The sequence below is a fragment of the Streptomyces sp. NPDC003691 genome, from assembly GCF_053981115.1.
The window spans coordinates 48,311-70,971 of sequence record NZ_JBSFNQ010000013.1 but is presented as its reverse complement, the minus strand read 5'-3'; the positions used below and the strand labels follow the sequence as shown (position 1 = coordinate 70,971).

Sequence of the window (22,661 nt, the reverse complement as noted above, 5' to 3'; positions counted from 1 at the left end):
TGGAGTCCTTGCCGCCGATGATCGCGCCGGCGGTGCCGGTCATCGCGGTGGTACAGACGGCGGTGGCCAGAGCGACGGCCGCGTACCGGGCTGTTCGGGTGGCGGTCATGCGGTGGAACACAGAGCTGTCCCCTCGGTCGTGTGTACGGGATTCGAGCCGCCGGGCGTCCCCTCGCTTCCTGCGACTGCCTGTTCATCCTGTCTTCCGTACGCACCGTCGAAAAAGCGGCACCCTGATCACCTTGCACTAAATTCTGCTCATGTCAGTGATCGCCGTGCTGGTCGCGAACGGGGTGCCGGGCCATCAACTCACCATTCCGGGCATGGTGTTCACGGCCGTCACGCCGGTTCTGCCCCGGGTCCCGTACGAGGTGCGGATCTGTTCGTCCACCGGGTCCGTCACCACCGGCGAACCACCCCTGGGGCTCACCACCCCGTGGGGTCTCCAGGCTCTGGACGATGCGGACACGGTCCTGGTGACCGGCCACGACGCCTTCCGTGAACCGCCCCCGCCCGAGGTCGCCGACGCGCTGCGCGCCTGTGCGGAACGGGGCTGCCGGATGGCCGCGGTCGGCACCGGGACCTTCACCCTCGCGGCCACGGGCATGCTCGACGGCCGCCGGGCCACCACGGCCTGGCCGAACCTCCCGGAGCTCGCCGAGCTCCATCCGCGGGTCGAGGTCGTGCCGGTGGGCACACCGTCGGTGGAGGACGGCCCCTTCTTCACCGCGGCCGGGTTCTTCGGCGGACTCGACCTCTGCGTCGACCTCGTCGAGCGGGACCACGGAGTGCAGACCGCCGCCACGACCGTCCGGCAGCTCATCATGCCGCTGCACGACTCGGCCGTCACCGACCGGGAGGAACTGGAACGCGAGATCAGCGACCGGACCGATATCAGCCCGACCCGCGCCTGGGCCGAGGCCAACCTCCACCGCCCGCTCACCCTCGCCGACATGGCCGCACACGCCCGTGTCAGCGTCAGCAGCCTGACCCGCCGCTTCCGCGCCCAGACGGGCCTGCCCCCGCTCCAGTTCCTGCTCCGGGCCCGCCTCCACAAGGCCCAGTTGCTGCTGGAGAACACGCACATCCCGATCGACCGGATAGCGGTCGAGTCGGGTTTCGGCTCACCGGCCAACCTGCGCCACCACTTCCACCGTCTGACGGGCATGACGCCCAGCGCCTATCGCGGCACGTTCCACGGCTTCGCGGCGATGGTCTCCATGACGGCACAGGAGGACGGAGAGCAGGACGGCGAGGAGCGCTGAGAGGGGATTTCCGGGTGCGGATCCTGTTCAGTCCGCCTCGGTGAGGGCCGCGGCCAGCAGTGGGCCGATATGGGCCAGAGGGCCGGGGTGCAGGAGGTGGAAGTGGTGCGCGGGTACGCCGTGTGCGTGCACCGTTCCGGTCACATGGCGCTGCCACTGCCGGGGGGTGTGGGCCGGGTCGGCGGGGTATCCGGGAACGGCCTGTTCCGCGGTGAAAAGCAGCAGGTCGCCGTCGAAGACCTGGGGAGTGAACCGGCTGCTCAGGGTGAGGTTGTTGCGGACGACGCCCAGCAGCGGGGAGGCGAGCGGGTCCCGTAGCAGAGGTTCGGGCAGGCCGGTGCGGCGCAGGGCGGCGATCAGGGTGTCCGTGTCCGCCGCGGGACGGACCGGTTCCTGATGGCCGCTGTTCGGCGCGGGGGTGCGCTGAGGCTCGGGACCGGGGTCGCCGGGGAAGCCGGCGGCGAAGTCCAGGGCCAGCCGCAGCCACTGTTCCTCGCTCGGTTCGGTCCGGCCGGAGAGGATGCGGCGGTTGTCGGGGTAGGCGTCGAGGACGGCGAGGACTCCGACCTGTTCCCCCCGGCTCTGCAACCGGGTTGCCATGGCGTGGGCGACCAGGCCGCCGAAGGACCAGCCCAGCAGGTGGTACGGGCCGGACGGCCGGACCGTCTTGATGCGCCGGACGTAGTCGGCGGCCATCTCCTCCACCGCGGCGGGCATCGCCCGCTCGGGTGCGGTGAGGCCGACCGCCTGGAGGGCGTGGAGGGGCCGGGCCCGGCCGAGGTGGCGCAGCAGACCGGCGTAGGCACCGCCGAGGCCGCTGCCGGGGTGGATACAGAACAGCGGGGGAGCGCCGCCATCGCCGCGGAGTGACAGCAGAGGGTCGAGGCGGTCCCACGGAGTGAGGGAACCGGACGTCTCCCGGTGCGCCGGAACCCGGTCCCGGTCCCTTGTATCCCGGTGCGGCGGAACCCTGTCTGCCGGATTCCGGTCCCCGTGCGCCGGATCGCGGTCCGCCGTACACCGGTCCGGGTCCGGCGCCGGTTCGGCCTGGTCGAGCTGCTTGGCGAGCTGGGCCACCGTGGGTGCCTCGAACAGCGTGCGGATCGGCAGTTCGGTGCCGAAGACCTCGTGGACGCGGGCCAGCAGCCGGGCGGCGAGCAGGGAGTGCCCGCCGAGCTGGAAGAAGTCGGCGTCGGCGCCGAGGCCCTCCAGGTCGAGGACCTCGCCGAAGAGTGCGGCCAGCCGCGCCTCGCGGGTGTCGGGCCCGGGCCGGGGGCCCGCCGCGCCGGTGCGGTGCCCGGGGTCGGGCAGTGCGTTGCGGTCCAGCTTGCCGCTGGGGTGCAGCGGCAGCGAGTCGAGGACGACGAGGTCGGCGGGCACCATGGGCTCGGGGAGGGTGAGTGCCAGCCGGCGGCGTGCTTCGGCGGGGTCGGTGCCGTGGTGCGGAGAGCCGGCCGCCGGACGTTCGGTCACATAGCCGACGAGCCGTTCGCCGATCACCCTGGCGGCGGCCTGGGCGATCCCGGGCAGCGCCCGCAGCGCGCTCTCGACCTCGCCCAGTTCGATCCGGACTCCGCGCAGTTTGACCTGGTCGTCGGTGCGGCCGAGATACTCGACGCTGCCGTCCGGCAGCCAGCCGGCCAGGTCGCCGGTACGGTACATCCGGCTCCCCGGGGCGCCGAAGAGTTCCGCGAACGGGTCCGCGGGGAAGCGCTCGGCGGTCAGCTCCGGGCGGGCGTGGTAGCCGGTGGCCAGTTGGGCGCCCGCGAGGTACAGCTCGCCGGGCATTCCCGGCGCGCAGGGCTGGAGCGCGGCGTCGAGGACGTACAGCCGGGTGTTCCATACGGGTCTGCCGATGGGCACCGGTCCCGTGGCGCCGGGCACGCACCGGTGGTGGGTGACGTCGACGGCGGCTTCGGTGGGCCCGTACAGATTGTGGAGCGCGGTCCGCGGCAGCAGGGTGTGGAAGCGTTCGGCCGTCGAGCGGGGCAGCGCTTCCCCGCTGCTGAAGACCTGCCGCAGCCGGTCGCATCCGGCGGCGGCGGGTTCGGCGAGGAACGCGTCGAGCACCGACGGCACGAAGTGCGCGGTGGTGATGCCCTGTTCCCGGATCACGCGGGCCACGTAGCGCTGGTCCCGGTGGCCGCCGGGCCGGGCCAGGACGAGGACGGCACCGCTGATCAGCGGCCAGAACAGCTCCCATACGGACACGTCGAAGCCGGTGGAGGTCTTCTGCAGGACCCGGTCCCGGCCGGTGAGGCGGTAGGTGTCCTGCATCCACAGCAGCCGGTTGACGATCGCCCGGTGCGGGACGAGGACGCCTTTGGGCCGACCGGTGGAGCCCGAGGTGTAGATCAGATATGCCGGATCCTCCGGCCGGGCCGCGGCCGGGCCGGGAGGCGGTACGAGGGCGCTGCCCCGGCCGGCAACCGCGGCTCCGCGGCCGTCGATCAGCAGCCGGGGTACCCGGTCCGGCTCGGTGAGAGCCGAGGCCGCCGTGGCGTCCGGCTCGGTGACGACCAGGACCGGTGCCGCGTCGGTGAGCATCCGGCCCAGCCGTTCGGCCGGTTGCTCGGGGTCCAGCGGCAGATAGGCGGCCCCGGTGTTCAGCACGGCCAGCAGGGCGACCAGCAGTCCGGGGCGGCGCGGCAGGGCGACGGCGACACGCGCTCCGGGCCGGGCGCCGTGCTCCCGGAGCAGGCCCGCCAGCCGGTCGGCGGCGGTGTGGAGTTCGGCGTACGTCAGTTGCTGCCCGTCCTCGTCCGCGAGTACCGCGAGGCGGTCGGGGGTGCGCCCGGCCTGAGCCGTGAGCAGCTCCGTGAGGGTGACCGCGGGTACCGCGCGGGCCGTGGCGTTCCACTCGACGAGCACGCGGCGGCGTTCCGGTTCGGACAGCAGGTCGGCACCGCCGACGGTGCGGTCGGGGGAGGAGAGGTCGCAGAAGGCGTTCAGGAGCCGCTGATAGCGGTCGCGGTGTCCGGCCAGACCGGAGCGGGTGTAGGGCCCGGCGGGGGCGTTGAAGTCGATCCGGAGACCCGTCCCGTCGGCCCTGTCGTATGCCACCACGTTCAGTTCGCCGGTGACCCCGGTGGACAGGTTGCGGGCGGTGACCGGGTGCCCGGCGAAGGTGAAGTCGTATGCGAAGGACATGACGTTGATCTGGGCGGTCATGAAGTCACGTCCCGCGTCGGGCAGCCGCAGGTCCCGGGCGAGGTCGACACAGCGGTAGCGCTGGTGCCGCAGGGCCCGCCGGGCCTCGCGGGATGCCTGCCGCAGCAGATCGCGCAGGCGGGTGTCCGCCGATACGCACAGGCGCAGGGGTACGACGTTGGCGAGCATCCCGGGAAGCGCGCGCAGTTCGGCGTCGGTGCGGGCGGTGACCGGCAGGCCGATGACGATGTCGGACGCGCCGGTATGCCGGTGGACGTACGCCGCCGTCGTCGCCAGCAGCACGACCGACCAGTGCACCCCGGCGGCCCTGGCCGCCGTGCGCAGCCGGTCCGCCTGCCGGTCGTCGAGGTGCACGGTCTCCCGCAGTGAAGCGGGCGCGGACACGGCGCCGCTGTCGGTGTCGGTACCGGTGGTGAGGGGGGCCGGCGCGGGGCGTCGCGCGAAGTGCGCGGCCCAGTGGGCGCGGTCGGCGGCACGTTCCGGCGAGGACTGGTAGGCCGTGTCGCGTTCGATCAGCCGTCGCAGCGATCCGAAGGGGGATTCCGGCGGAGTGCCGCCTTCGGCCAGTGCCGTGTAGACCTCGGCGATCCGTCGCATCACCAGTGCGCCGCCCGCGGCGTCGACGACGATGTGGTGGAAGCTGTGGTAGAGCGCGTATCGGTCCGCTGCCAGGGTGAACAGCGCATAGGAGAAAAGGGGTTCCCGTTCGAGGTCCCTCGGGCGGTTCAGATCGCCGCGCATCCATTCTTCCGCGGCTTCCCGCGGGTCGGGCCGGGAACTGACGTCGAATACGGGGAATTCCCACTCCCGCGCCGTATCGATCGTCTGCCACGGCACTCCGGCCTGCGACCCGAAGCGTACGCCGAGCGGCTCGGCCTCGGTCACGACCCTGCGGATCGCGGCTTCCAGCAGCGGGGGCCGCACCGGCCCGCCGATCTCCAGGTATTCGGCGATGCGGAAGGCGGGTTGACGGCCCGACCTGGCCTGGCTGAACCAGATCTCCCGCTGGCCCGATGCCAGGGGCAGCCGTACGCCGCCATCGCCGGACGGCAGGGGAAGTGGATCGGACAGCAAACTTCCCCCTGGGGAATGGTGATATGAAAAGTAATATGAACAGAGTTTTTTGGGAGGCCGGTTTGGACCGAAGACGCCTTTTCAGCATAACGGAACCACCAGTACTATTAATTCGATCCGAAATGCGGTGCGGCCATGACGGCGAGCTTTCTGCCGCCCCCGCCGGCGATCCTCCGGACTCCCGCCCGAACCCGTTCTCCGGCACGGTGTCGGTGCCGTGTGCCAGGGTTCCGCCCATGACGGCCAGCGTGCGCAGCTACCAGCAGGACCAGATCTCCCTCGCCGAGGTGCTTCCGGCGATCCGGCGGTTCCACGACGGGTACAAGACCGAACGGGTCACCGAGATGCTCGACGAGATCGAGCACTACACCACCGACATCCGGTTCGCCGACGGCGACGTGTACATACCCGGCGACCTCGACCTGGCCCAGGAGGGCATCTGTCTGCTGGTGGTGCTCGGTGATCTGGTCGTCGGCGGTGCCTACCGGGACAGTGACCATCCCGAGTCCTTCGCCCTGGTGACCGGCAGTATGCGGGCGCGTGACGTGGTGACCGGCGGCTGGCTGGAGGTCCACGGCGAACTGCGCACCGACCGGCTGATCGGCGACTACAACGACTGCTCCGCCCGGATCGGGGGCGATGTCCACGCCGGGCTGTTCTACGGCGAGAACCATCTGTTCACCATCGGCGGCGCGCTCCGCGCGGAGGTCGTGATCGGGCGGCCGGTTCTGGAGACCGCGGCTCCGCCGGCCGGGATCGCGCTGGACGACCCCCGGCTGCTGGAGCACTTCGACCCCGAACTGCTGCGGGTGTCCGAGGACCACGACGAGCACGGCAACGCGGTCACCTGGATGGACGGCTTCCGCGACTTCAGGGAGCTGAAGCGGCGGGCCTGCGCGGGGCTGCCGTTCCGGACCGCGGCGGCCGCGTCGGACGGCTGAGGCGGTGCTTCCGGCCCGGATTCCGTCCGGGCCGGAAGCGGTTGTCGGACCCGGCCTACGGGTGCGGCCGGGGGCCGGTCAGGCGGTCGCGGTGTTCGCGGTGTTCCGGGCGGCGGCCCGCAGCCGCAGCCCCGAGGGGCCCAGAATGGCGCCCGAAGTGGGCCGGACCGCGGCGGGGTTCACGGCGAGCAGTCGCCAGCGGGCCGCGATGTTCGTCAGGGCCAGGGTGATTTCGTTGATGGCGAAGGTCTCGCCCATACAGCCGCGGGCGCCCGCGCCGAACGGGAGGATGGTGGGTACCACGCTGCGGCGGACGGGCTCCAGGCCCTGGGTCTCCCAGCGGGACGGGTCGAAGTTCTCCGGGTCCGGGTGGAGTGCGCCGGAGCGGTGGACGAGATAGGGGCTGATCACCACATTGGTACCGGCCGGGACGCGGTGGCCGCCCAGTTCGGTATCGGTGCTGACCACGCGGGTGAACAGCCAGATCGGCGGATAGAGCCGGAGGGTCTCGGTGATGATGCGTCTGGTGAGCACCAGCCGGTCCAGGTCGTCGTAGCCCGCCGCGGGGCGGCCGTCGAGGACGGTGTCGACTTCCTTGTGGAAGGCGTCCTCGATGCCCCGGTCCAGGGAGAGCAGGTGCAGGGCCCACGCGATGGTGATGGCGATGGTGTCGGTGGCGCCGAAGAAGAAGGTGATCGCGGCGTCGTTGAGCTCGGTGTCGGTGAGTTTGTCGCCGGTGGTGGCCAGCAGCATCGACAGCAGATCGCCGTGGTCCTCCCCGGTGCGGCGGTAGTCGGCTATCACCCCGTCGATGGTGCTGCGCAGCCGGGCTCTGCTGCGGTCGTAGCGCCGCTTGCCCGGGGTGGGTATCCGGTCGAGCGGCGCGGGTAAGAGCATCCGCTGGTAGACCCCGCGGGCGACGGTCGCCAGGTCCTTCGGGGTCTTCGCCAGCGACGGCGAGGTCAGATGCCCGGCGAAGAAGGTCGCCACGCCGGTACGGGCGGCGACCGTCGTCATATCGGCCAGGATGTCGATCTCCTGACCGTCCGACCAGGCATCGGTCACCAGGGCGGTCTGTTCGCACATGATCCGGGCGTACGCCGTGTGGCGGGCCGGGCTGAAGGCGGGCTGGGCGAGTCTGCGGAGGCGGCGGTGGTCCTTGTGCGGACAGGTCACCACCCCGTCGCCGAGGACCTCCTTGGTCCGCTCGTAGACGGGGCCACCCTTGTCGAAGGTCCGGTCGTCCATCAGCACCTGGTGGATCAGCTCGGGCGAGGTGACCACGAGGGCCTTGAACGGGCCCATCCTGATGTCGACCAGGTCACCGTGGGCGGGCAGCGCGGCGAAGAAGCCGAGCGGGTCCCTGAGCATGCTCGCCGCGTGCCCCAGCACGGGGAGCGCGCCGGGGGCCGGATTCCGTCCGGGGGTACGGGGGATTGCCGTGGGCATGGTGTCTCCTGGAGGGTCGTCGGCCCCCCGGGCCCGGCGTGCCGGGGAGGTCCCCGGGCGCGACGGGCCCGGCCGGGCCGGGAGCGGTGGAGATGAGCCGGGTCGGGTGCCGGGCCGCCGCGGTGCGGCGGCGGGCGGGCCGGTAGCGGTACGGGCGGTAGCCATGCCACCCCCAACGGATTCGGGGTTCAGCGGGACCGTGCACACGGTTCGGGACGCGCCCCGCCCCGGACTCCTGCCCGCGCTGCGGGCAGCCCTTGCATATGGCGCGGGCAACACCATAAGGACGCGTATCCCCGCGTGGTATGGCGTGAACCTCACGTCTTTCACGGTGTATTCGGTGCGAACTGCCGCATCGGCGGGCCGGTTCGCCCTGCCGCCCGGTTCACCGTAATGGGGCTGATGAGGCAACCGTTGACGGTGTGTCATACCTCTTCCTCGTCGGAGCCCTGGGACTCCGGGGTTCCGATGTTCCGACGGACGACGAGGAGACACCATCGTGAGACTGGTCTCACGCGCGCTGACGGCCGCCGTCACGGCCGCCGCGCTGACCGCGGGCGCGGCACCGGGCTGGGCCCAGCCGCAGCAGCCCGGGGAATCCATACCCGGGGCGCCGCCGGGCGCCGCCGAGGGGAAGCGGCTGCCGGACGGCTGGCGGCTCGGCGGCGGGGAGCTGACCTGGAGCTCACCCGTGCCCGTGGGCCTGGGCGGGGCCCTGGTCGAGTTCCGTTCGGGGGACCGGACCCTCGGCATACCGCAGCCCTCCCCCGACCACCGTACGTTCAGGCTCCGCGTCGACCCGTCGGCGATCGGACCGGTGGACGAACTCCAGGTCGTCGCCGGGGCGCGACGGCTGGACGCCGCCGGAGCGAAACGATCCTCCGCCCGCCGGAGCGCACCCGCCGACGTCAAGGTCCCGGCCGCGCTGCCCGCCAACGCGGTTGACCCGGGTGTCCCCGGCAAGTACCGCACCACCAGTGGCGAGTACTCCCTGAAGTCGGTGCAGCTGCCGGGCTACAAAACGCCCGTGGAGATGCGCGCCACGGTCGTCGGCCCGGTCGACGCGCCCGGCAAGCGCCCGCTGGCGCTCTTCCTGCACGGCCGGCACGGCACCTGCTACGTACCGGGCTCGGACTGGGCAAGCGGCAATTGGCCGTGCAAGCCGGACGAGAAGGCGATACCGAGCTACCGCGGCTATCTGCACGACCAGAAGCGCCTGGCCTCCCAGGGCTATGTGACGGTCTCCATCTCCGCGAACGGCATCAACGCGCAGGACGGCCCCAAGCCCGACGCCGGGGCCCAGGCCCGCTCCTCCCTGGTGCGGCAGCATCTGGCCCGCTGGGCGGAGTGGAGCGCGAACCCCGCGAAGGCACCGGCGGCCGTCCGCGCGACAAAGGCCGCCGACCTCAACAAGGTGCTTCTCGTCGGCCACTCGCGGGGCGGTGAGGGCGTCAACCGGGCGGCCTACGACAGCGTCTCCCCGGTGCCCCGCGCCGACGACGGCTACCGCGGGCCGGTGCGCTGGCGGATCCGCGGCACCGTACTGATCGGTCCCACGATCTTCGGCCACAACCCGGCGCCCGATGTGCCGTCCCTGACGATGCTGCCGGGCTGCGACGGCGATGTGTCCGACCTCCAGGGGCAGATGTTCCTGGACGCCGCCCGGGGCATCGGCCGCGGTACGGCGCTGCACAGCGCGGTGTACATGGTCGGCGCCAACCACAACTACTTCAACACCGAGTGGACGCCCGGCCAGACCGAGGCACCGGCCCACGACGACTGGTTCGAGGAAGGGGACCCGGTCTGCGGAACGGCGGCGAAGACCCGGCTGACCGCGGCGCAGCAGCAGGCGGCGGGCACCACCTATATCGCCGCCGCCGCACGGCTGTTCCTCGCGGGCGACGACCGGGTCCGCCCGCTCCTCGACGGCTCCGGCCGCAGCGCGCCCTCCGCGGGCCCGGCCCGGGTGCTGAGCCACGCCGTCGGCGCCAACCGGACCCCGGCGATCCTGCCCGACGCCCCGCTGTCGGTGACCGGCGGCCGGGTCTGCGCCCAGGTTTCGTCCAACGACAACGCGGCCTGTCTGAAGGAGGCCGAGGCCGGCAAGTCGCCGCACTCCGCGGAGTGGGGGGCCGCCGGTGACGAACCGGGCCGCAACGCGGTCAGGGCCGACTGGACGAAGGCCGGCGGCCCGGTGAAGCTGACACCGGGCCGGGCATTCTCGCTGGCCGGCTCCGAGGCGCTCGCGCTGCGCGTCGCCGTACCGCCGAACAGCTCCGGCACCCTCCTCGACATCGCCGTGACCGATGCCTCCGGCAAGCGGGCGGTGCTCGGCCGGGCGACGGTCGACGGCCTGCCCGGTACCGACATGACCACCTCGCGCTGGGCGCGTGAGGTACGGGTCCCGCTGAAGGCGGCCGCCGCTGCCGGTCTCGACCAGAAGCGGATCCGGTCGGTCGAGATCACCCCGCGCAGCACCTCCGGCAGCCTCTGGCTGGTGGACGCCTGGGGCTGGCGCCCCGGCACCCCGGAGGTACGCCCCGTACCGCTTCCGCGGGTTGATGTCTCCCTGCAGCGGGTGAAGGAAGGCGACTCCGGCAGCCGCACCTACCAGGTGACCGCCCGAGCCACCGGCAAGGGCACCGGCACGGTCAAGATCGGCGTCCTCGACCCGAAGACGTACACGACAGCCGTCCGTACCGTGAAGGTGACGGCCGGTGCCCCCGTGACCGTGCCGGTCACGGTCAGCGGCAACACCCGCTACAGCGACGACATCAACCACGAGATCACGGCCAAGGCCGTGCGCGGAGCGGCGGTCGGTGCCGCCATCGGGGGTCTGCTCGTCGAGAACGACGACCCCAGGCCCGAGATCAGTCTGGTCCCCGTGGCCGACTCGGTCACCGAGGGCTCCAAGCTGATCTGGAAGATCCAGCTTTCCGCCCCGTCCGACACGGACTCCTGGGCGCGGCTCACCTTCCGGCCGTCCGGCAGCGGTCCGGAGCTGTCCACCAAGGACGTCGACCCCCAGTGGCTGGAGGAGCAGGGCGTACCCGCCGAACCCGAACGGCCCCTGTCGGAGGCCAATTCCCAGATGTGGCTCAACGTACCCGCGGGCGCGGCGAGCGTCGAAGTGTCCGTACCGACGATCGCCGACACGCTGACCGAGCCGGAGGAGTCGATAGGCGTGCAGCTGGGCGTCATGTACGACTGGGACAACGGCTGGGTCGACGGCCCGCTCTTCACGGGCAAGGTGAAGGACCCGCAGCAGCGGCGCTGACCCGCCGCGGGCCCGTCCCGTAGCGCACGACAGTTCCGACCGGTGGCACCGGTCCCCGCTCCGGGGGCCGGTGCCACCGGCACGACGGGCCGTGCCGGTGCCACCGCCTGCCGCACCGAGCCCGGGGGGTCAGGCCAGGGACTCGAAGTACGCCTTCTGCGCCGGGTAGTAGTCCTCGAAGACGGGCCGCGGGCCACCGGTGCGTGCGGCCGTGAGCAGGTCCAGGTAGTACTCCCAGCCGGGTCCGGTCTCGCCGAGATGCTCCGGCGAGGCGAGGTGGTGGACCAGCCGGAGTTCGGTGGTGCCGTCGGTCTCGGTCAGCAGCAGCTCCAGCGACCAGGATCCGGCCTCGTCCTCCATCGAGACGGCGAGCCGCCGCGGCGCCTCGCAGGCCTCGATCCGGAGCGGGCACCAGGGCGCCGACTCCTCGAACACCAACTGCACCTCCACGGTGGCGCCCGGCGCGGCCCGTCCGCGCCACGGGCCGAACCAGCGGGCGGTGCGCTCCGGCTCGGTGACACTCGCCCAGACGTCCTCGGCGGGGGCGCGGTAGCTGCGGGTCAGGACCAGATCGTGGCCGGTGGGAGTGGGGACGAGTCGTCCGCTGGGCTCAGGGGTCATGCCGTGTCCTCCTCGGGGTGGTGCACGGTGCTGTGATCGCTTACGGGCCCGGCCCGGCGGCGGTCCCGCCCGGTGCGGTGGACCTCGGTCGCCAGGGCGTCCAGCCGCTGCGACCAGTCGGCGTGCCGGGTGTCGAACCGGGCGAGCCAGGCGGCGAGGCCGTCCAGCCGGGACGGGACGAGGGAGTACTGCCGGTGCCGTCCGATCTGCTCGTCCCGGACCAGGCCGCTCTCCCGCAGGACCCGCAGATGGCGGCTGACCGCGGGCCGGCTGATGGCGAACCGGGCTGCGATGTCGCCCGCCGTCAGCGGGGCGCGGTGCAGCAGCATCAGGATCTCCCGGCGCACGGGGTCGGCGACGGCCTGCGCCACCTCGCTCACTTCGTCCACACCAGAAGCGTAACCTATGGGTTACGCGTTGAGGGGGGCTCGGTGTCCCGAAGGCCCTCGAAGCGCGGTGGATTGAGCCTGGTTCTGTTGTCGAATGTCACGCCCGCACCAAAGTGATGCAAGGATGACGGCCGTTTCGCCGGACTCGCCGGACTCGACGGCCTTGTGAGCCGCGAGAGCCCGGTTGACCAGGGGCAACGGCTGTGATGGTGGAGTCCGGCGTGGTGGAACCGAAGGGGTGGTGGCGAATGAGGATCTTGTTCTTTTCCCACGAGGAGGGGGTGGATGTTTCGGGCGGCGCGGCGGACCTCCTTGCCCTGGCTCTCGCTCTCGCCGCGGGGAAGGGCGGCATGGAAACCACCGCCTCGGCCGAACCGGGCTTCGGTGGCACGGAACTGGCTTCGGTCGAAGTGGTGAGGACCGGCGGCCCGGGTGTCCGTATCGGAGTCGACCCGGAGCAGAGTGTTCTGCGCGTCGAGGGTGATCAGCGGGGCTTGACCGCTCTCGGTGAAGAAATCCGGTCGATCGGGGAGATGCACGACGGCGGGCACCGGCACATTGAGTACTTCCCGGATCACTACTACCTGGCCGCTGGGTCTCTGGCCATGGTCGTGAACAGTCCTCATGGGGGCATGCCGGTGCGATGAACGCCCGATGGGCGCCCAGGCGGCGACCGCGATGACAAACGCGTCCTCCGCGTCCGTCGTCGCTTCACCCCGGGTAGAGGTCCGCGCCGCTCAGTCGCTCCCGCACCCGCAGCCTCCGCACGAGTCGGCGGCCTCGTCGGCCCACCCGCCACCACCGTCCGGGGAGGTCCTGTTGCCCGAACGCGGGGCTGGCCGCCGCGCGGGACGGGGCGGGACGGGCCTGGTCGCACTCTTGCCGACCGCCCTGCGCGCCTCGCCGGGCAGCCCCTCCAGTTCGGCGGCCGCCCTTCTCCGGCAGTACGCGTTGAAGCGCCGCCAGCGCCTGGAGTGGTCCTTCGGCCAGACCAGGGAGGTCAGCGCGAGCAGGCCCCAGAGGGGCCACCACAGCACCATCCACAGGCCGGGGTCGCCGTCGAACGGAGGGAACGGCACATCGGTCGCCATACCGTGCGAGATCATTCCGAAGCTCGCAGCCGCGGCGGCGAACTGGGCCGCCGCCCGGCTCGGTTCGGCATGCTGCCGCACATCCGGCGCCCGCCGCGTCAGCAGGCTCCAGAAGTCCTCGAAGCCGGTCTTCTCCCGGATCCTGTAGAGGGGTGTTCCCCCGGCGCCGCGCCGCCGGATCCCGCCCAGCAGTGCGGACAGCACAGGATCGGCCGGCTCGGCAGCGCGGGGCACGACGCTGAGCACGCCCGTGTCCGATACCTCCACCGCCCCTGCCTTGATGAGCAGGAGGACCCCGGTCCGCGCGGCCTCCGCGTCACCGTCCGCCTGCCGGGACGCCTCCACCGGGCCGATGGCCCCGAACCGGACCCGGAGGATGACCACCCGGTCGCGCAGGCCCCTGAGGAGGCACCAGATCCCGATGAGTACGTGGAAGGCCGCGAAGCCCACCAGCCACCAGACCGCGATCCGTACGCCTTCGTCCGCCCACTCCATGGCAGAGCCCCCGCCCTCGACTGGCGGCAGTGTGCCCCGCCCGGCGCTCGTCTATGCCACCCGGAAGCGGAGCTCGCACGTCAGTCGCCGCCGCCACCTCCGCCCCCACAACTGCTGCCGCCTCCGCCGCAACTGCTGCCGCTCCCGCACGAACTCGACGAGTCGTCCGACCAGGAGCCGCCTCCGCTGTGCGAAGAGTCCGATCTGGAGGAACTGCCCCGGGAACCCGCGGGCCTGCGCGGAGCGGGCGGCTCGACCGCCCCCCTGTCCACCTTTGCGCGTACCTTGTCCGGAAGCCCGTCCAGCACCCTGTCGACCCGCTGTTGGCACTGCCGGTTGAAGCGCCGCCAGCGCCGGGTGTACGCGCGCGGCCAGGCGAGGGCGCAGAGGGCGAACACCCCCCAGACCGGGATCCACAGCAGGACCCACCAGCCGTAGCCGCCACCCGGCGGGACCGGCGCCTGCGCCCACAGGCCATGGACGGACATCCCGGCGCTGAGCACGAACCCCGCGATGACGACGAAGACCCGGTTCCGCCGGTGCCAGCGCATACCCGGGGTGCGGTCGCAGAGCCGGTTCCGGTACTCCTTGAAGACCGGCTCGCCTCTGTACGCGTACATGTTGGCGAACTCGTACACCTTGGCGCCCTTGCTGCCCCGCTTCCGGATGCCGTCGAGCAGCGCGGCCAGCACCGGGTCGGACGGATTGCGGGCACCGCGGACGATGGTGAGCAGTCCCCGGTCCGATACGTCGACCGCCCGCTTCAGCACCAGGATGTACGCGGCCGTTCGCGCCGCATACTTGTCGAGGTCGGCATAGCAGGCCGCCTCCACCGGGCCGATGCCCTCTTCCCTGGCGCGGCGGATGGCCTCGCGGTGGGTCCGGTCCTTGTACCGGTTCCACCCGCCCAGGGCGGCGTTGACCGCGAGAAAGCCCAGCACCCACAGGAACGCTATGCGTCCGCCTTCGTTTGCCCACCCCATGACGGTGCCCCCTGCTCTTGACCGGCGATTGTCCGCCTGGACGGAACCTTCCCAGGCCGCAGAGGTGATGTGAAGGTGCCGCACTCGACGGAAGTGCTGTGAACTTCGTTTTCAGAGCTTCCTTTGAGGTATGCACGGGCCGTTGTGCGCCGGGCGCGCGTCGGGCAGCGTGTGCCCTATGCCGAAGCAGTCGTGGACAGCGGACCGAGTGGCCGACCAGACCGGGCGGTTCGCCGTCGTCACCGGGGCGAACAGCGGCCTCGGCCTGGAGACGGCGAAGGTCCTGGCGGGCCGGGGCGCGGAGGTGGTCATCGCCGTACGGAACAAGGAGAAGGGGGAGCGCGCCCGCGCGGAGATAGCCGCCGGGCTCTCGGCCGGACATCTCGACGGGCGGCTCCGGCTCCGTACGGTCGACCTCGCCGACCTCGACTCGGTCCGCGCCTTCGCGGACGGGCTCCGGGGCGAGTGCGACCGGATCGACCTGCTGGTCAACAATGCGGGCGTGATGGCCCCGCCCCGGTCACTCAGCCCCCAGGGACACGAGACGCAGTTCGCTGTGAACTACCTGGGCCACTTCGCTCTCACCGGCCTGCTGCTGCCCCTGATGACCGGCGACAACGCCCGTGTCGTCACGGTCGCCTCCGTCGTGCACCGCTTCGGCCGGATCCACTGGGACGACCTCACCGGCGAACGCGCCTACTCCTCCGCCGGTTTCTACTATCAGTCGAAGCTCGCCAACGCGGTCTTCGGCACCGAACTCCACCGTCGTCTGGAGAGCGCCGGGAGCCCGGTCCGGAGCGTCCTCGCGCACCCCGGCTACACCTCGACCAACCTCCAGCTCGCGGGCCCCAGTGGTCTGATGCGGGTCCTGGGCAGACTCGGCGCACTCGGCCGGGTCGGCCAGACTCCGGCACAGGGCGCGCTGCCCCAGTTGTACGCGGCCACCGAACCCGATGTCCGGGGCGGCGAGTACATCGGCCCGGACGGACTCCTCGAACTCCGCGGCGGCCCCACCCGCGTCCGCCTGGCGAAGGCCGCGACGGACGCGGAGACCGGCCGCCGGCTGTGGGAGCTGTCGGAGCGCCTGGCGGACGTACGCTTCCGGATCCCGGCCCGCCCCGGGAAACCGGACGCCCCCGGGGTGTGAGCCCGGGGGCGTTGCGGTGGTGAACCGTCAGTTGTGCGCGGCGTAGCCGATGAACCGGGTCCAGGCGGCGGTGCCGACGGAGAAGTGCGGCCGGGTGATGTCCTTGGAGTCGCGGACATGTACGGCGGCGGTGCCGGCGCAGACCTCGACGCAACTGTCGCCCTGTGCGCTGCTGTGGCTGGACTTGGTCCAGCCGACCTCGACGCAGTTGTCGCCTTCCGAGCCGCTGTAGCTCGACTTCACCCAGGCAACCTCGATGCAGTTGTCCCCCTGCGACCCGCTGTAGCTGGACTTGAACCAGGCCAGTTCGGTGCTGTCGCTCATAGTGCTCCTCGGATGCGGTTCAGCAGGCCCACGGAGTCCGGTGGGTTGAGGGCCTGTGAGCGGAGTGTCGCATACCGTTGATGGAGCACGGCGGCTTCATTTGAGTCGGAGATGAGGCGCCCGTTCCGCTGGCCTTCGGAGTACGCCAACCGCTTGCCGTCGGGTAGCTCCATCACGGCAATTGGCCCATCGAGGGCCGCATGGATTTCGGTTTCCGTCGGCATGATCTGGATGGTCACATTGCGCAGCTCGACCAGTTCAAGCAGCAGGTCGAGTTGCTCGCGCGCTACATCGTTCCCACCAAGACGGCGACGAAGTACGTGTTCCTCGATGATGAAGCTGAACTCGGTGTTGGGGCGCTCACGGATCAGTCGCTGTCGGTCCATCCGGGCATCGAGCCAAGCTTCCATCTGCTCGTCGGAAGGTGGTGGAAGCAGATTGGCGATCACGGCCTTGGCGTACGAGCGCGACTGGAGCAGCCCCGGTACCAGCCGGCATTCGTAGGTGCAGAGGATCGTTGCCTTCTTCTCCAGCCGTGCCCACTGGCGGAACCATGCCGCAATCCCAGGTTCCCGCCGCGTCAGATACTTCGCACCTTCCCTCAGTGCGCCCGTGCTCCCCGTCGCCTCTTCCCCGCGCTCCACATACGCCTTGTCCGGCATCCTGCGGCCCAGTTCGACAGACTCCACCGTGTGCTTCGAGAAGCGCACCACCTCGGCGAACTCCGCCCTCGTGTAGCCCGCGTGTTCTCGCAGGGCCTGGGCAACGGCTCCGAAAGTGCGCAGACTGTCGGACGGGTCCGGTTCCCGCTCCCAGTCGTCATCCTCGTGCGCCGGAGTCTCGTCGGCGTTGGTCATTCGCGGCCACCTCCGTGGTGCGTGACTGCGCGGGACGGAATGAGCCGCGCTGAACTCACCCAGCGTGACCAGGGCTTCACCGTACCGTCCATCGAACAGCTCCGTACGGTGAATCCGCGTACGGAGGTAACCCCTGGTAGGCGGCGGCATATGCCCGTCACCGTAGCCTCCATGAGCGCATCTGCCACTGGACTCCCGGTTACCGTACGTATGTTCGCGCAGCGGCTGATCTGTACGCCGCGCGGGGCGCGGCGGGCGCGGGTACTCACCCGGGACCACCTCCGGGACTGGGAGGTCCCGCACGATCCGGCCGAGCGGGCGGAGCAGGTCGTCGCCGAGCTGGCGTCGAACGCCGTCCGGCACGCCCGGGTGCCGGGGCGGGGGTTCAGGCTGGGGCTGCGGCTGGACCGGGTGGCGGGGGTCGTCCGGGTCGAGGTGACCGACGCGCGCGGGGAGCGGTTGCCGGAGCTGCCGCGGGAGGGTGTGGACGGCGAGGGGGAGTCGGGGCGCGGGCTGCTGCTGGTGGTCGCGCTCGCCGACCGCTGGGGGTGGGAGCCGTATGCGCCCAGTGGGAAGACGGTCTGGGCCGAGATCGACCTGAAGGCGCCCCCGGCAAGGGTATGACCTGCCATTTCGCCAGTCGTATGAAATCTCGGTACTGACCCTTTACGTGCATGCCCATGACAATCTACGGTGCTCCGCGTACACCCCCACCTCCACGTGAAGGAGTCGGCGATGGCCGGACTGCTGAGTGTTCTGACGGCGACACAGAAGCCACGAGTCCACCCGTACATGCGACAGCTTCTCGCCAAGGCCGAGGAGCTGCACGGCACGGACTCCGGGCCCTACCGGGGCATCCACAATCAGTACTTCCGGATGCCCGCCCAGGTGCCGGGCGCGGCCCGGAGCGAGCGGCACTACGACGCGCTCGGGGACTTACCCGCCGGGCTGGAGCGGTTATACCGGCGGGTCGTGGTGATCGACCTGCTCTCCGCCTGCTCCAGCGAGTGCGTCTTCTGCATCCGGGGGCTCTACGATCCGCACACCCGCAGCGGGTCGGAGCTGTCGGCCATCGTCGACTATCTGGCCGGTGACCCCCATCTCACCGAGGTCCTGATCACCGGCGGGGATCCGCTGATCTCGCCGAGGAAGCTCGGTGAACTGGTGGACGGGATCGCCGAGTCCGCTCCCGGGATCCAGGTGATCCGCATCGGCACCCGGCTTCCGGTGCAGAACCCGGCCGCGTTCGGCGAGAGCACCTACGACATCTTCCGCCGCCACGCGGACCGCTTCGCCTTCGATATCGCCGTCCAGGTCAACCACCCCTTTGAGCTTCAGCCCGAGGCGGTCGACGTCCTGCGGGAACTGAGCCGCTGCGGCGTCCGGCTCTACAGCCAGAACGTCCTGCTGAAGGACGTCAACGACGATCTGGAGACGCTGACCGAGCTGTACGACCGGCTCAGGACGCTCAGGGTGATCCCGCACTACCTCTTCCATGCGGTGCCCATGGTCGGCACCGACGACTTCCGGACCTCCGTCGCCCGCGGTATCGACCTGGCGCGGCAGCTCACCGCCAACGGGCGGATCAGCGGTCTGGGGAAGCCGATGTTCGCGCTGATGACGGCGGTCGGCAAGGTCGTGCTGTACGAGGGCAGCATCCTCGGCACGGAGGGCGGTGAGCTGACCGTCCGCACCGGGTACCGGCTGGACGACCGGCAGAAGTGGAATCCGGGCTACCAACTGCCGGACTCGGCCACGGTCAACGCCCGGGGGACGCTCGACGTGCGATACGTCGACGGCACCGGCTGACCGCCCCCGGCCGATGGCCGGAAGGACCGGACGACCGGGCGGCTCGTCCGGCCGGCCGGGCGGGCCGGCGGCGGGCCGCAACGGTCGCCGTCCCGCCTGGAACCGGCGGTCAGAACCTGATCCTGGCCAGCACCGGCAGATGATCGCTGCCGGTCTCCGCCAGAGCCCGGATATGGGTGACCTCCGCCTTTCTGGCCAGGACCTGGTCGATACGGGCCAGCGGCAGCGACGCCGGCCAGCTGAACGCCAGGGCGCCCGCCGGGGCGTGGAGCTGGGAGGTCAGCGGGGAGAGGCCCCGGTCGGCCACCGTGGAGTTGAGGTCGCCCATCACCAGCACCCGGTCGATCTCCTCGTTCTCGACGGCCCGGCCCAGATAGCGGGCGCTCTCGTCGCGGCGGGCCGTGCCGAAGCCCGAGGCGGGGGACATCCGGACGGACGGGAGATGCGCCACGTACACCGCGATCTCGCCCTTCGGGGTGTGCGCCGTGGCGCGCAGGCCGCGCCGCCACTCCTTGGGGACGTCGCGGGGACGGATGTCGACCGGGCGGATATCGGTGAGGGGATGGCGGGACCAGAGGGAGACCGTGCCCTTGACCGCGATATGCGGATGGGTGTCCGAGAGCACCTTGCGGTAGACGGGCAGGGCGGCGGGGGTGATCTCCTCCAGGGCGATCAGATCCGCGTCCGCGTCGGCCAGTCGGCGTGCGGTGCCCGCCGGGTCCGGGTTGACGTCGCTGACATTGTGCTGGAGCGCGGTCAGGTCGTACGGGGCGTTCTCGTCCACGACGAGGGCGCCGCCGTGGGCGACCAGCCAGGCCGCGCCCGGCAGCAGACACGCACCCAGGGCCAGGGCGTCGCGGCGCCACAGGGCGGCCAGGGCGAGCGGTACGGCGGCCAGCGGCAGCCAGGGCTGGAAGGTCTCCAGCAGACTGCCCAGCCGGGGCCCGGCGTTGGGGACCGGATCCGGGAAGAGGGAGACCAGGGCCAGCAGGGCGGCGAGACCGGTGAGGACCCACCCCCGGCGCCACGCGCCCCGGACCGGCCGCCACTTCCGGGCGGCGGGCTCCGGGGCCGTACCGTCAGGTCTCATACGCCACTCCTGTCACCGGGCTGCGGGATCCACGGAGACGACGAACCGCACGGGCGTGCGGTTCCCGGGGGTGGGGCGGGTGCGATGAGCGGCGGGCCGGACGCGGTGAACGGTCCGGGCGGGGGAGTGTTCCGCGCTCCGGGCCGGGGCCCGGCCGCGCCCGGCTCCCGCGCCCGGCTCCCGCCCCCGCGCGGGAGCGGGCCGCGCTCAGCCCACGTGGATCCGGGGGCGCCGCGCCGGGTCCGGTTCGGCGCGGCGCAGGACCTCGCGGACCACCGGTGCCGTCTCGCCCTCGCCGAAGACCAGGAACTGGAGCAGATGGCTCACCGGATGGCCCTCGGTCCAGGTGAAGTAGGCGTGCGGGATCTCCCCGGTCTCGTCCCGGAGCCGCATCAGGACCGCCGCGATGGTGTTGGGCACGGTCGGGCCGGTGACCCGCAGCCGCCGTACGCCGTACCGCTCGGAGCCGTGGACCTGGAGGTCCTCGGTGAAGTCCGAGGAGTCCCGGATCACGACCTCCAGGAAGAGCACCGGCCGCTTCCCGGGGATATGGGTCTCCAGCCGCTTGCGGTACTCCTTGGCGCGGTACTCCGCCTTGGTGTGTTCGGTGGGATCGCTGGCGACGATCAGCAGCGGGCCCTTGGCCGCCGCCTCGTGGACCAGGCGCTCCGCCGTGCTGTCGAAGACGACGTCCGCCGCCCGCAGCTCGAACGCCCGGTGGATCCGGGAGGCGAAGGAGGTGGTCACGATGGCGAAGATGAACAGCCCGGCGATTTTGATGCCGTCGGGGCGTTCGATCACATTGGTGACCGTGGTGTAGAGGAAGACGGCCGTGATGGTGCCGAAGCCGAGCACGGCCCGGCGGTCCCCGGCCTGGTGGGCGAAGACGGTGACCGCGAGGGCGGCCGAGAGCATCAGGACCAGCACCCCGGTGGCGTAGGCGCCGCTCTGCTTGTCGACATTGGCGTCGAAGTAGACCGTGATGCCGACGGCGATGGCCATGAACACCAGGACGAGCGGGCGGACCGCTCTGGTCCATTCGGGTGCCATGCCGTAGCGGGGGAGGAAGCGGGGCACCAGGTTGAGCAGCCCGGCCAGGGCCGACGCCCCGGCGAACCAGAGGATCAGGATCGTCGAGATGTCGTAGACGGTTCCGAAGACCTCGCCCAGCTCCTGATGGGCGAGATAGGCCAGGGCCCGGCCGTTCGCCGGACCACCGGACTCGAACGCCTGCTCGGGGATGAGCATCACCGTGCACAGGCTGGAGAGCAGCAGAAAGCTGCTCATGATCAGCGCGGCGGTGGTCAGCAGCTTGCGGGTGTCGCGGATCCGCCCGGCCGGGTTCTCGTACGTGTCCCCGGGATCGCCTTTGATCTGCGGCATCACCGCCACCCCGGTCTCGAAGCCGGACATGCCGAGGGCCAGCTTCGGGAAGACGATCAGCGCCACCCCGACGGCCGCCAGGCCCGAGGAGTGCTCGGCGAGCATCGCGTGCCACCAGTCGCCGACGACCACCGGTTCCGTGGCGATCCGGGCCGCCGACGCGGCGACCACCACGAGGTTCAGCGCCAGATAGACGGCGACCAGCGGAACGGCGACCCCGATGGCCTCCCGGAAGCCCTTCAGGAAGACGGCGCCGAGGAGGCCGATGAGGCCGAGGGTGATCCACAGGTTCTCGCCGTGCAGCCAGGCGGGGGCGTACGGGTTCTCGACGATATGCGCCGACGCGTCGGCGGCCGACAGGGTGATGGTGATGATGAAGTCGGTCGCCGCGAACCCGAGCAGCACCAGGACCAGCAGTTTCCCGGTCCACCAGGGCAGCATCCGCTCCAGCATGGCGATGGAGCCCTCGCCGTGCGGACTGCGGCGGGCCACCCGGCGGTAGACCGGCAGGGCGCCGAAGAGGGTCAGGGCGATCAGTACCAGGGTGGCCAGCGGGGAGACCAGTCCGGCGGCGAGGACCGCGATACCGGGGGCGTAGCCGAGGCTGGAGAAGTAGTCGACACCGGTCAGGCACATCACCCGGTACCAGCGGTGGCCCCCGCCGTCCGGGTGCGGGGTGCCGTGCGGGCCGGGGTGGCGGGCGGTCTGCTCGCTCAGCCCCTGGAGCAGCCAGGCACGGCAGCGGGCGGCGGGGGTGCCGGGGCCTCCGGACGGGCGTCCGGCGGGGCCTCCGGCGGCGCTCGCGGCAGGGCTTCCGGCGGTGCTCCCGGCGCGGCCTTCGGCGGCGGCGCGGGACCGCTCGCCGCCCCTGTCCGCTCCGCTCATCAGCGCTCCCGTGATCTCCGGCCGGATCACGACGTTCCGGGTGCCGCCGTCCGGTCCCTGACATCCTCACCCGCCCCGCTGTTCCCGGCAGCCCGTAGGAACCCCGTACAGGACGCGTCAAGAGCGGTCACCGGGACGTAAGGGACGTGTCAACGAGGGCGGCAAAACGTTCGGAAAGGGGTTTGCTCGAACAGTCCGAAACCGAGCAGTTCCCAGCAGAAACCAGGAGCTCACGATGGCCGATGTGGCCTTCGTCGTCACCACGATCGCGGTGTTCGCGCTGGTGGCCGTCATTGCCAAGGGGGTGGCGAAGCTGTGACCGCAGAAAACATCGTCGGCCTGATCGTCGCCGTCGCCCTTCTGGGCTATCTCGTCCTCGCCCTTCTGTACCCGGAGAGGTTCTAGCCCAG

At 71.3% G+C, this 22,661-nt stretch carries 18 protein-coding genes; 8 read left to right on the top strand and 10 right to left on the bottom strand.

Annotated elements, in window-relative coordinates:
• Positions 1 to 260: 260 nt before the first annotated feature.
• Positions 261 to 1,265: a GlxA family transcriptional regulator gene (locus ACWDR0_RS09210; protein ID WP_456351007.1), complete on the top strand. Its 1,005-nt coding sequence runs from the start codon at positions 261 to 263 to the stop codon at positions 1,263 to 1,265.
• A 27-nt stretch (positions 1,266 to 1,292) separates the two neighbouring features.
• Here ACWDR0_RS09210 and ACWDR0_RS09205 read toward each other — a convergent pair whose 3' ends face one another.
• Positions 1,293 to 5,510 (bottom strand): amino acid adenylation domain-containing protein, encoded by a 4,218-nt coding sequence (locus ACWDR0_RS09205; protein ID WP_456351006.1) that lies wholly within the window; start codon positions 5,508 to 5,510, stop codon positions 1,293 to 1,295.
• 236 nt (positions 5,511 to 5,746) lie between these two features.
• On the opposite strand from ACWDR0_RS09205, the gene ACWDR0_RS09200 reads away from it, so the two are divergent.
• Entirely contained in the window at positions 5,747 to 6,451 is a 705-nt protein-coding gene (locus ACWDR0_RS09200; protein ID WP_456351005.1) for a hypothetical protein, read from the top strand.
• A gap of 78 nt (positions 6,452 to 6,529) precedes the next feature.
• Here the strand turns inward: ACWDR0_RS09200 and ACWDR0_RS09195 are convergent, their stop codons facing one another.
• Positions 6,530 to 7,900 carry a cytochrome P450 gene (locus ACWDR0_RS09195; protein ID WP_456351004.1) on the bottom strand — a complete coding sequence of 457 codons (1,371 nt, stop codon included), beginning with the start codon at positions 7,898 to 7,900 and terminating at the stop codon, positions 6,530 to 6,532.
• Between the two features lie 499 nt (positions 7,901 to 8,399).
• Between ACWDR0_RS09195 and ACWDR0_RS09190 the strand changes: the two genes are divergently transcribed.
• The gene (locus ACWDR0_RS09190) at positions 8,400 to 11,177 is read left to right on the top strand and encodes a hypothetical protein (protein WP_456351003.1); all 2,778 of its coding nucleotides are present in this window, start codon (positions 8,400 to 8,402) and stop codon (positions 11,175 to 11,177) included.
• Positions 11,178 to 11,306: 129 nt separating this feature from the next.
• On the opposite strand, the gene ACWDR0_RS09185 is transcribed toward ACWDR0_RS09190, so the two are convergent.
• Together ACWDR0_RS09185 and ACWDR0_RS09180 are read right to left on the bottom strand one after the other, a co-directional pair.
• Positions 11,307 to 11,798: an SRPBCC family protein gene (locus ACWDR0_RS09185; RefSeq protein WP_456351002.1), complete on the bottom strand. Its 492-nt coding sequence runs from the start codon at positions 11,796 to 11,798 to the stop codon at positions 11,307 to 11,309.
• A complete protein-coding gene (locus tag ACWDR0_RS09180; RefSeq protein WP_456351001.1) occupies positions 11,795 to 12,187 on the bottom strand; it encodes a metalloregulator ArsR/SmtB family transcription factor in 393 nt (130 codons plus the stop codon). The genes ACWDR0_RS09185 and ACWDR0_RS09180 overlap by 4 nt, the downstream gene beginning before the upstream one ends.
• A gap of 248 nt (positions 12,188 to 12,435) precedes the next feature.
• Here ACWDR0_RS09180 and ACWDR0_RS09175 point away from each other — a divergent pair, with 248 nt between their 5' ends.
• The gene (locus tag ACWDR0_RS09175) at positions 12,436 to 12,834 is read left to right on the top strand and encodes an Imm32 family immunity protein (protein WP_456351000.1); all 399 of its coding nucleotides are present in this window, start codon (positions 12,436 to 12,438) and stop codon (positions 12,832 to 12,834) included.
• Between the two features lie 90 nt (positions 12,835 to 12,924).
• On the opposite strand, the gene ACWDR0_RS09170 is transcribed toward ACWDR0_RS09175, so the two are convergent.
• On the bottom strand, positions 12,925 to 13,773 hold the full coding sequence (locus tag ACWDR0_RS09170) for a hypothetical protein (RefSeq protein ID WP_456350999.1): 849 nt from the start codon (positions 13,771 to 13,773) through the stop codon (positions 12,925 to 12,927).
• 80 nt (positions 13,774 to 13,853) lie between these two features.
• Positions 13,854 to 14,756 (bottom strand): hypothetical protein, encoded by a 903-nt coding sequence (locus tag ACWDR0_RS09165; protein ID WP_456350998.1) that lies wholly within the window; start codon positions 14,754 to 14,756, stop codon positions 13,854 to 13,856.
• Between the two features lie 178 nt (positions 14,757 to 14,934).
• Between ACWDR0_RS09165 and ACWDR0_RS09160 the strand changes: the two genes are divergently transcribed.
• The gene (locus ACWDR0_RS09160; RefSeq protein ID WP_456350997.1) at positions 14,935 to 15,903 is read left to right on the top strand and encodes an oxidoreductase; all 969 of its coding nucleotides are present in this window, start codon (positions 14,935 to 14,937) and stop codon (positions 15,901 to 15,903) included.
• Positions 15,904 to 15,930: 27 nt separating this feature from the next.
• Here ACWDR0_RS09160 and ACWDR0_RS09155 read toward each other — a convergent pair whose 3' ends face one another.
• Together ACWDR0_RS09155 and ACWDR0_RS09150 are read right to left on the bottom strand one after the other, a co-directional pair.
• Positions 15,931 to 16,227, bottom strand: a complete 297-nt coding sequence (locus ACWDR0_RS09155; protein ID WP_456350996.1) for a DUF397 domain-containing protein — start codon at positions 16,225 to 16,227, stop codon at positions 15,931 to 15,933.
• Positions 16,224 to 17,084, bottom strand: a complete 861-nt coding sequence (locus tag ACWDR0_RS09150; protein WP_456350995.1) for a helix-turn-helix domain-containing protein — start codon at positions 17,082 to 17,084, stop codon at positions 16,224 to 16,226. Before ACWDR0_RS09150 ends, ACWDR0_RS09155 begins: the two co-directional genes overlap by 4 nt.
• A 210-nt stretch (positions 17,085 to 17,294) precedes the next feature.
• Here ACWDR0_RS09150 and ACWDR0_RS09145 point away from each other — a divergent pair, with 210 nt between their 5' ends.
• Entirely contained in the window at positions 17,295 to 17,708 is a 414-nt protein-coding gene (locus tag ACWDR0_RS09145; RefSeq protein WP_456350994.1) for an ATP-binding protein, read from the top strand.
• Between the two features lie 111 nt (positions 17,709 to 17,819).
• Positions 17,820 to 18,893, top strand: a complete 1,074-nt coding sequence (locus ACWDR0_RS09140; protein WP_456350993.1) for a hypothetical protein — start codon at positions 17,820 to 17,822, stop codon at positions 18,891 to 18,893.
• A gap of 109 nt (positions 18,894 to 19,002) precedes the next feature.
• On the opposite strand, the gene ACWDR0_RS09135 is transcribed toward ACWDR0_RS09140, so the two are convergent.
• Positions 19,003 to 19,983, bottom strand: a complete 981-nt coding sequence (locus tag ACWDR0_RS09135; RefSeq protein WP_456350992.1) for an endonuclease/exonuclease/phosphatase family protein — start codon at positions 19,981 to 19,983, stop codon at positions 19,003 to 19,005.
• Between the two features lie 207 nt (positions 19,984 to 20,190).
• Positions 20,191 to 22,251 carry an amino acid transporter gene (locus ACWDR0_RS09130; RefSeq protein WP_456350991.1) on the bottom strand — a complete coding sequence of 687 codons (2,061 nt, stop codon included), beginning with the start codon at positions 22,249 to 22,251 and terminating at the stop codon, positions 20,191 to 20,193.
• A gap of 315 nt (positions 22,252 to 22,566) precedes the next feature.
• Here ACWDR0_RS09130 and kdpF point away from each other — a divergent pair, with 315 nt between their 5' ends.
• Complete coding sequence (gene kdpF, locus ACWDR0_RS09125; RefSeq protein ID WP_037701211.1) at positions 22,567 to 22,656, top strand: K(+)-transporting ATPase subunit F; 90 nt, start codon at positions 22,567 to 22,569, stop codon at positions 22,654 to 22,656.
• Positions 22,657 to 22,661 lie beyond the last annotated feature (5 nt).

What these genes read in the sequence shown, in the direction of transcription:
- ACWDR0_RS09145 (WP_456350994.1), top strand. Translation starts at nt 17,295, where the DNA reads ATGTTCGCGCAGCGGCTGATCTGTACGCCGCGCGGGGCGCGGCGGGCG.
- ACWDR0_RS09175 (WP_456351000.1), top strand. Translation starts at nt 12,436, where the DNA reads ATGAGGATCTTGTTCTTTTCCCACGAGGAGGGGGTGGATGTTTCGGGC.
- ACWDR0_RS09150 (WP_456350995.1), bottom strand. Translation starts at nt 17,084, where the DNA reads ATGACCAACGCCGACGAGACTCCGGCGCACGAGGATGACGACTGGGAG.
- ACWDR0_RS09195 (WP_456351004.1), bottom strand. Translation starts at nt 7,900, where the DNA reads ATGCCCACGGCAATCCCCCGTACCCCCGGACGGAATCCGGCCCCCGGC.
- ACWDR0_RS09170 (WP_456350999.1), bottom strand. Translation starts at nt 13,773, where the DNA reads ATGGAGTGGGCGGACGAAGGCGTACGGATCGCGGTCTGGTGGCTGGTG.
- ACWDR0_RS09210 (WP_456351007.1), top strand. Translation starts at nt 261, where the DNA reads ATGTCAGTGATCGCCGTGCTGGTCGCGAACGGGGTGCCGGGCCATCAA.
- ACWDR0_RS09130 (WP_456350991.1), bottom strand. Translation starts at nt 22,251, where the DNA reads ATGAGCGGAGCGGACAGGGGCGGCGAGCGGTCCCGCGCCGCCGCCGAA.
- ACWDR0_RS09140 (WP_456350993.1), top strand. Translation starts at nt 17,820, where the DNA reads ATGGCCGGACTGCTGAGTGTTCTGACGGCGACACAGAAGCCACGAGTC.
- ACWDR0_RS09135 (WP_456350992.1), bottom strand. Translation starts at nt 19,983, where the DNA reads ATGAGACCTGACGGTACGGCCCCGGAGCCCGCCGCCCGGAAGTGGCGG.
- ACWDR0_RS09200 (WP_456351005.1), top strand. Translation starts at nt 5,747, where the DNA reads ATGACGGCCAGCGTGCGCAGCTACCAGCAGGACCAGATCTCCCTCGCC.
- ACWDR0_RS09155 (WP_456350996.1), bottom strand. Translation starts at nt 16,227, where the DNA reads ATGAGCGACAGCACCGAACTGGCCTGGTTCAAGTCCAGCTACAGCGGG.
- ACWDR0_RS09165 (WP_456350998.1), bottom strand. Translation starts at nt 14,756, where the DNA reads ATGGGGTGGGCAAACGAAGGCGGACGCATAGCGTTCCTGTGGGTGCTG.
- ACWDR0_RS09185 (WP_456351002.1), bottom strand. Translation starts at nt 11,798, where the DNA reads ATGACCCCTGAGCCCAGCGGACGACTCGTCCCCACTCCCACCGGCCAC.
- ACWDR0_RS09160 (WP_456350997.1), top strand. Translation starts at nt 14,935, where the DNA reads ATGCCGAAGCAGTCGTGGACAGCGGACCGAGTGGCCGACCAGACCGGG.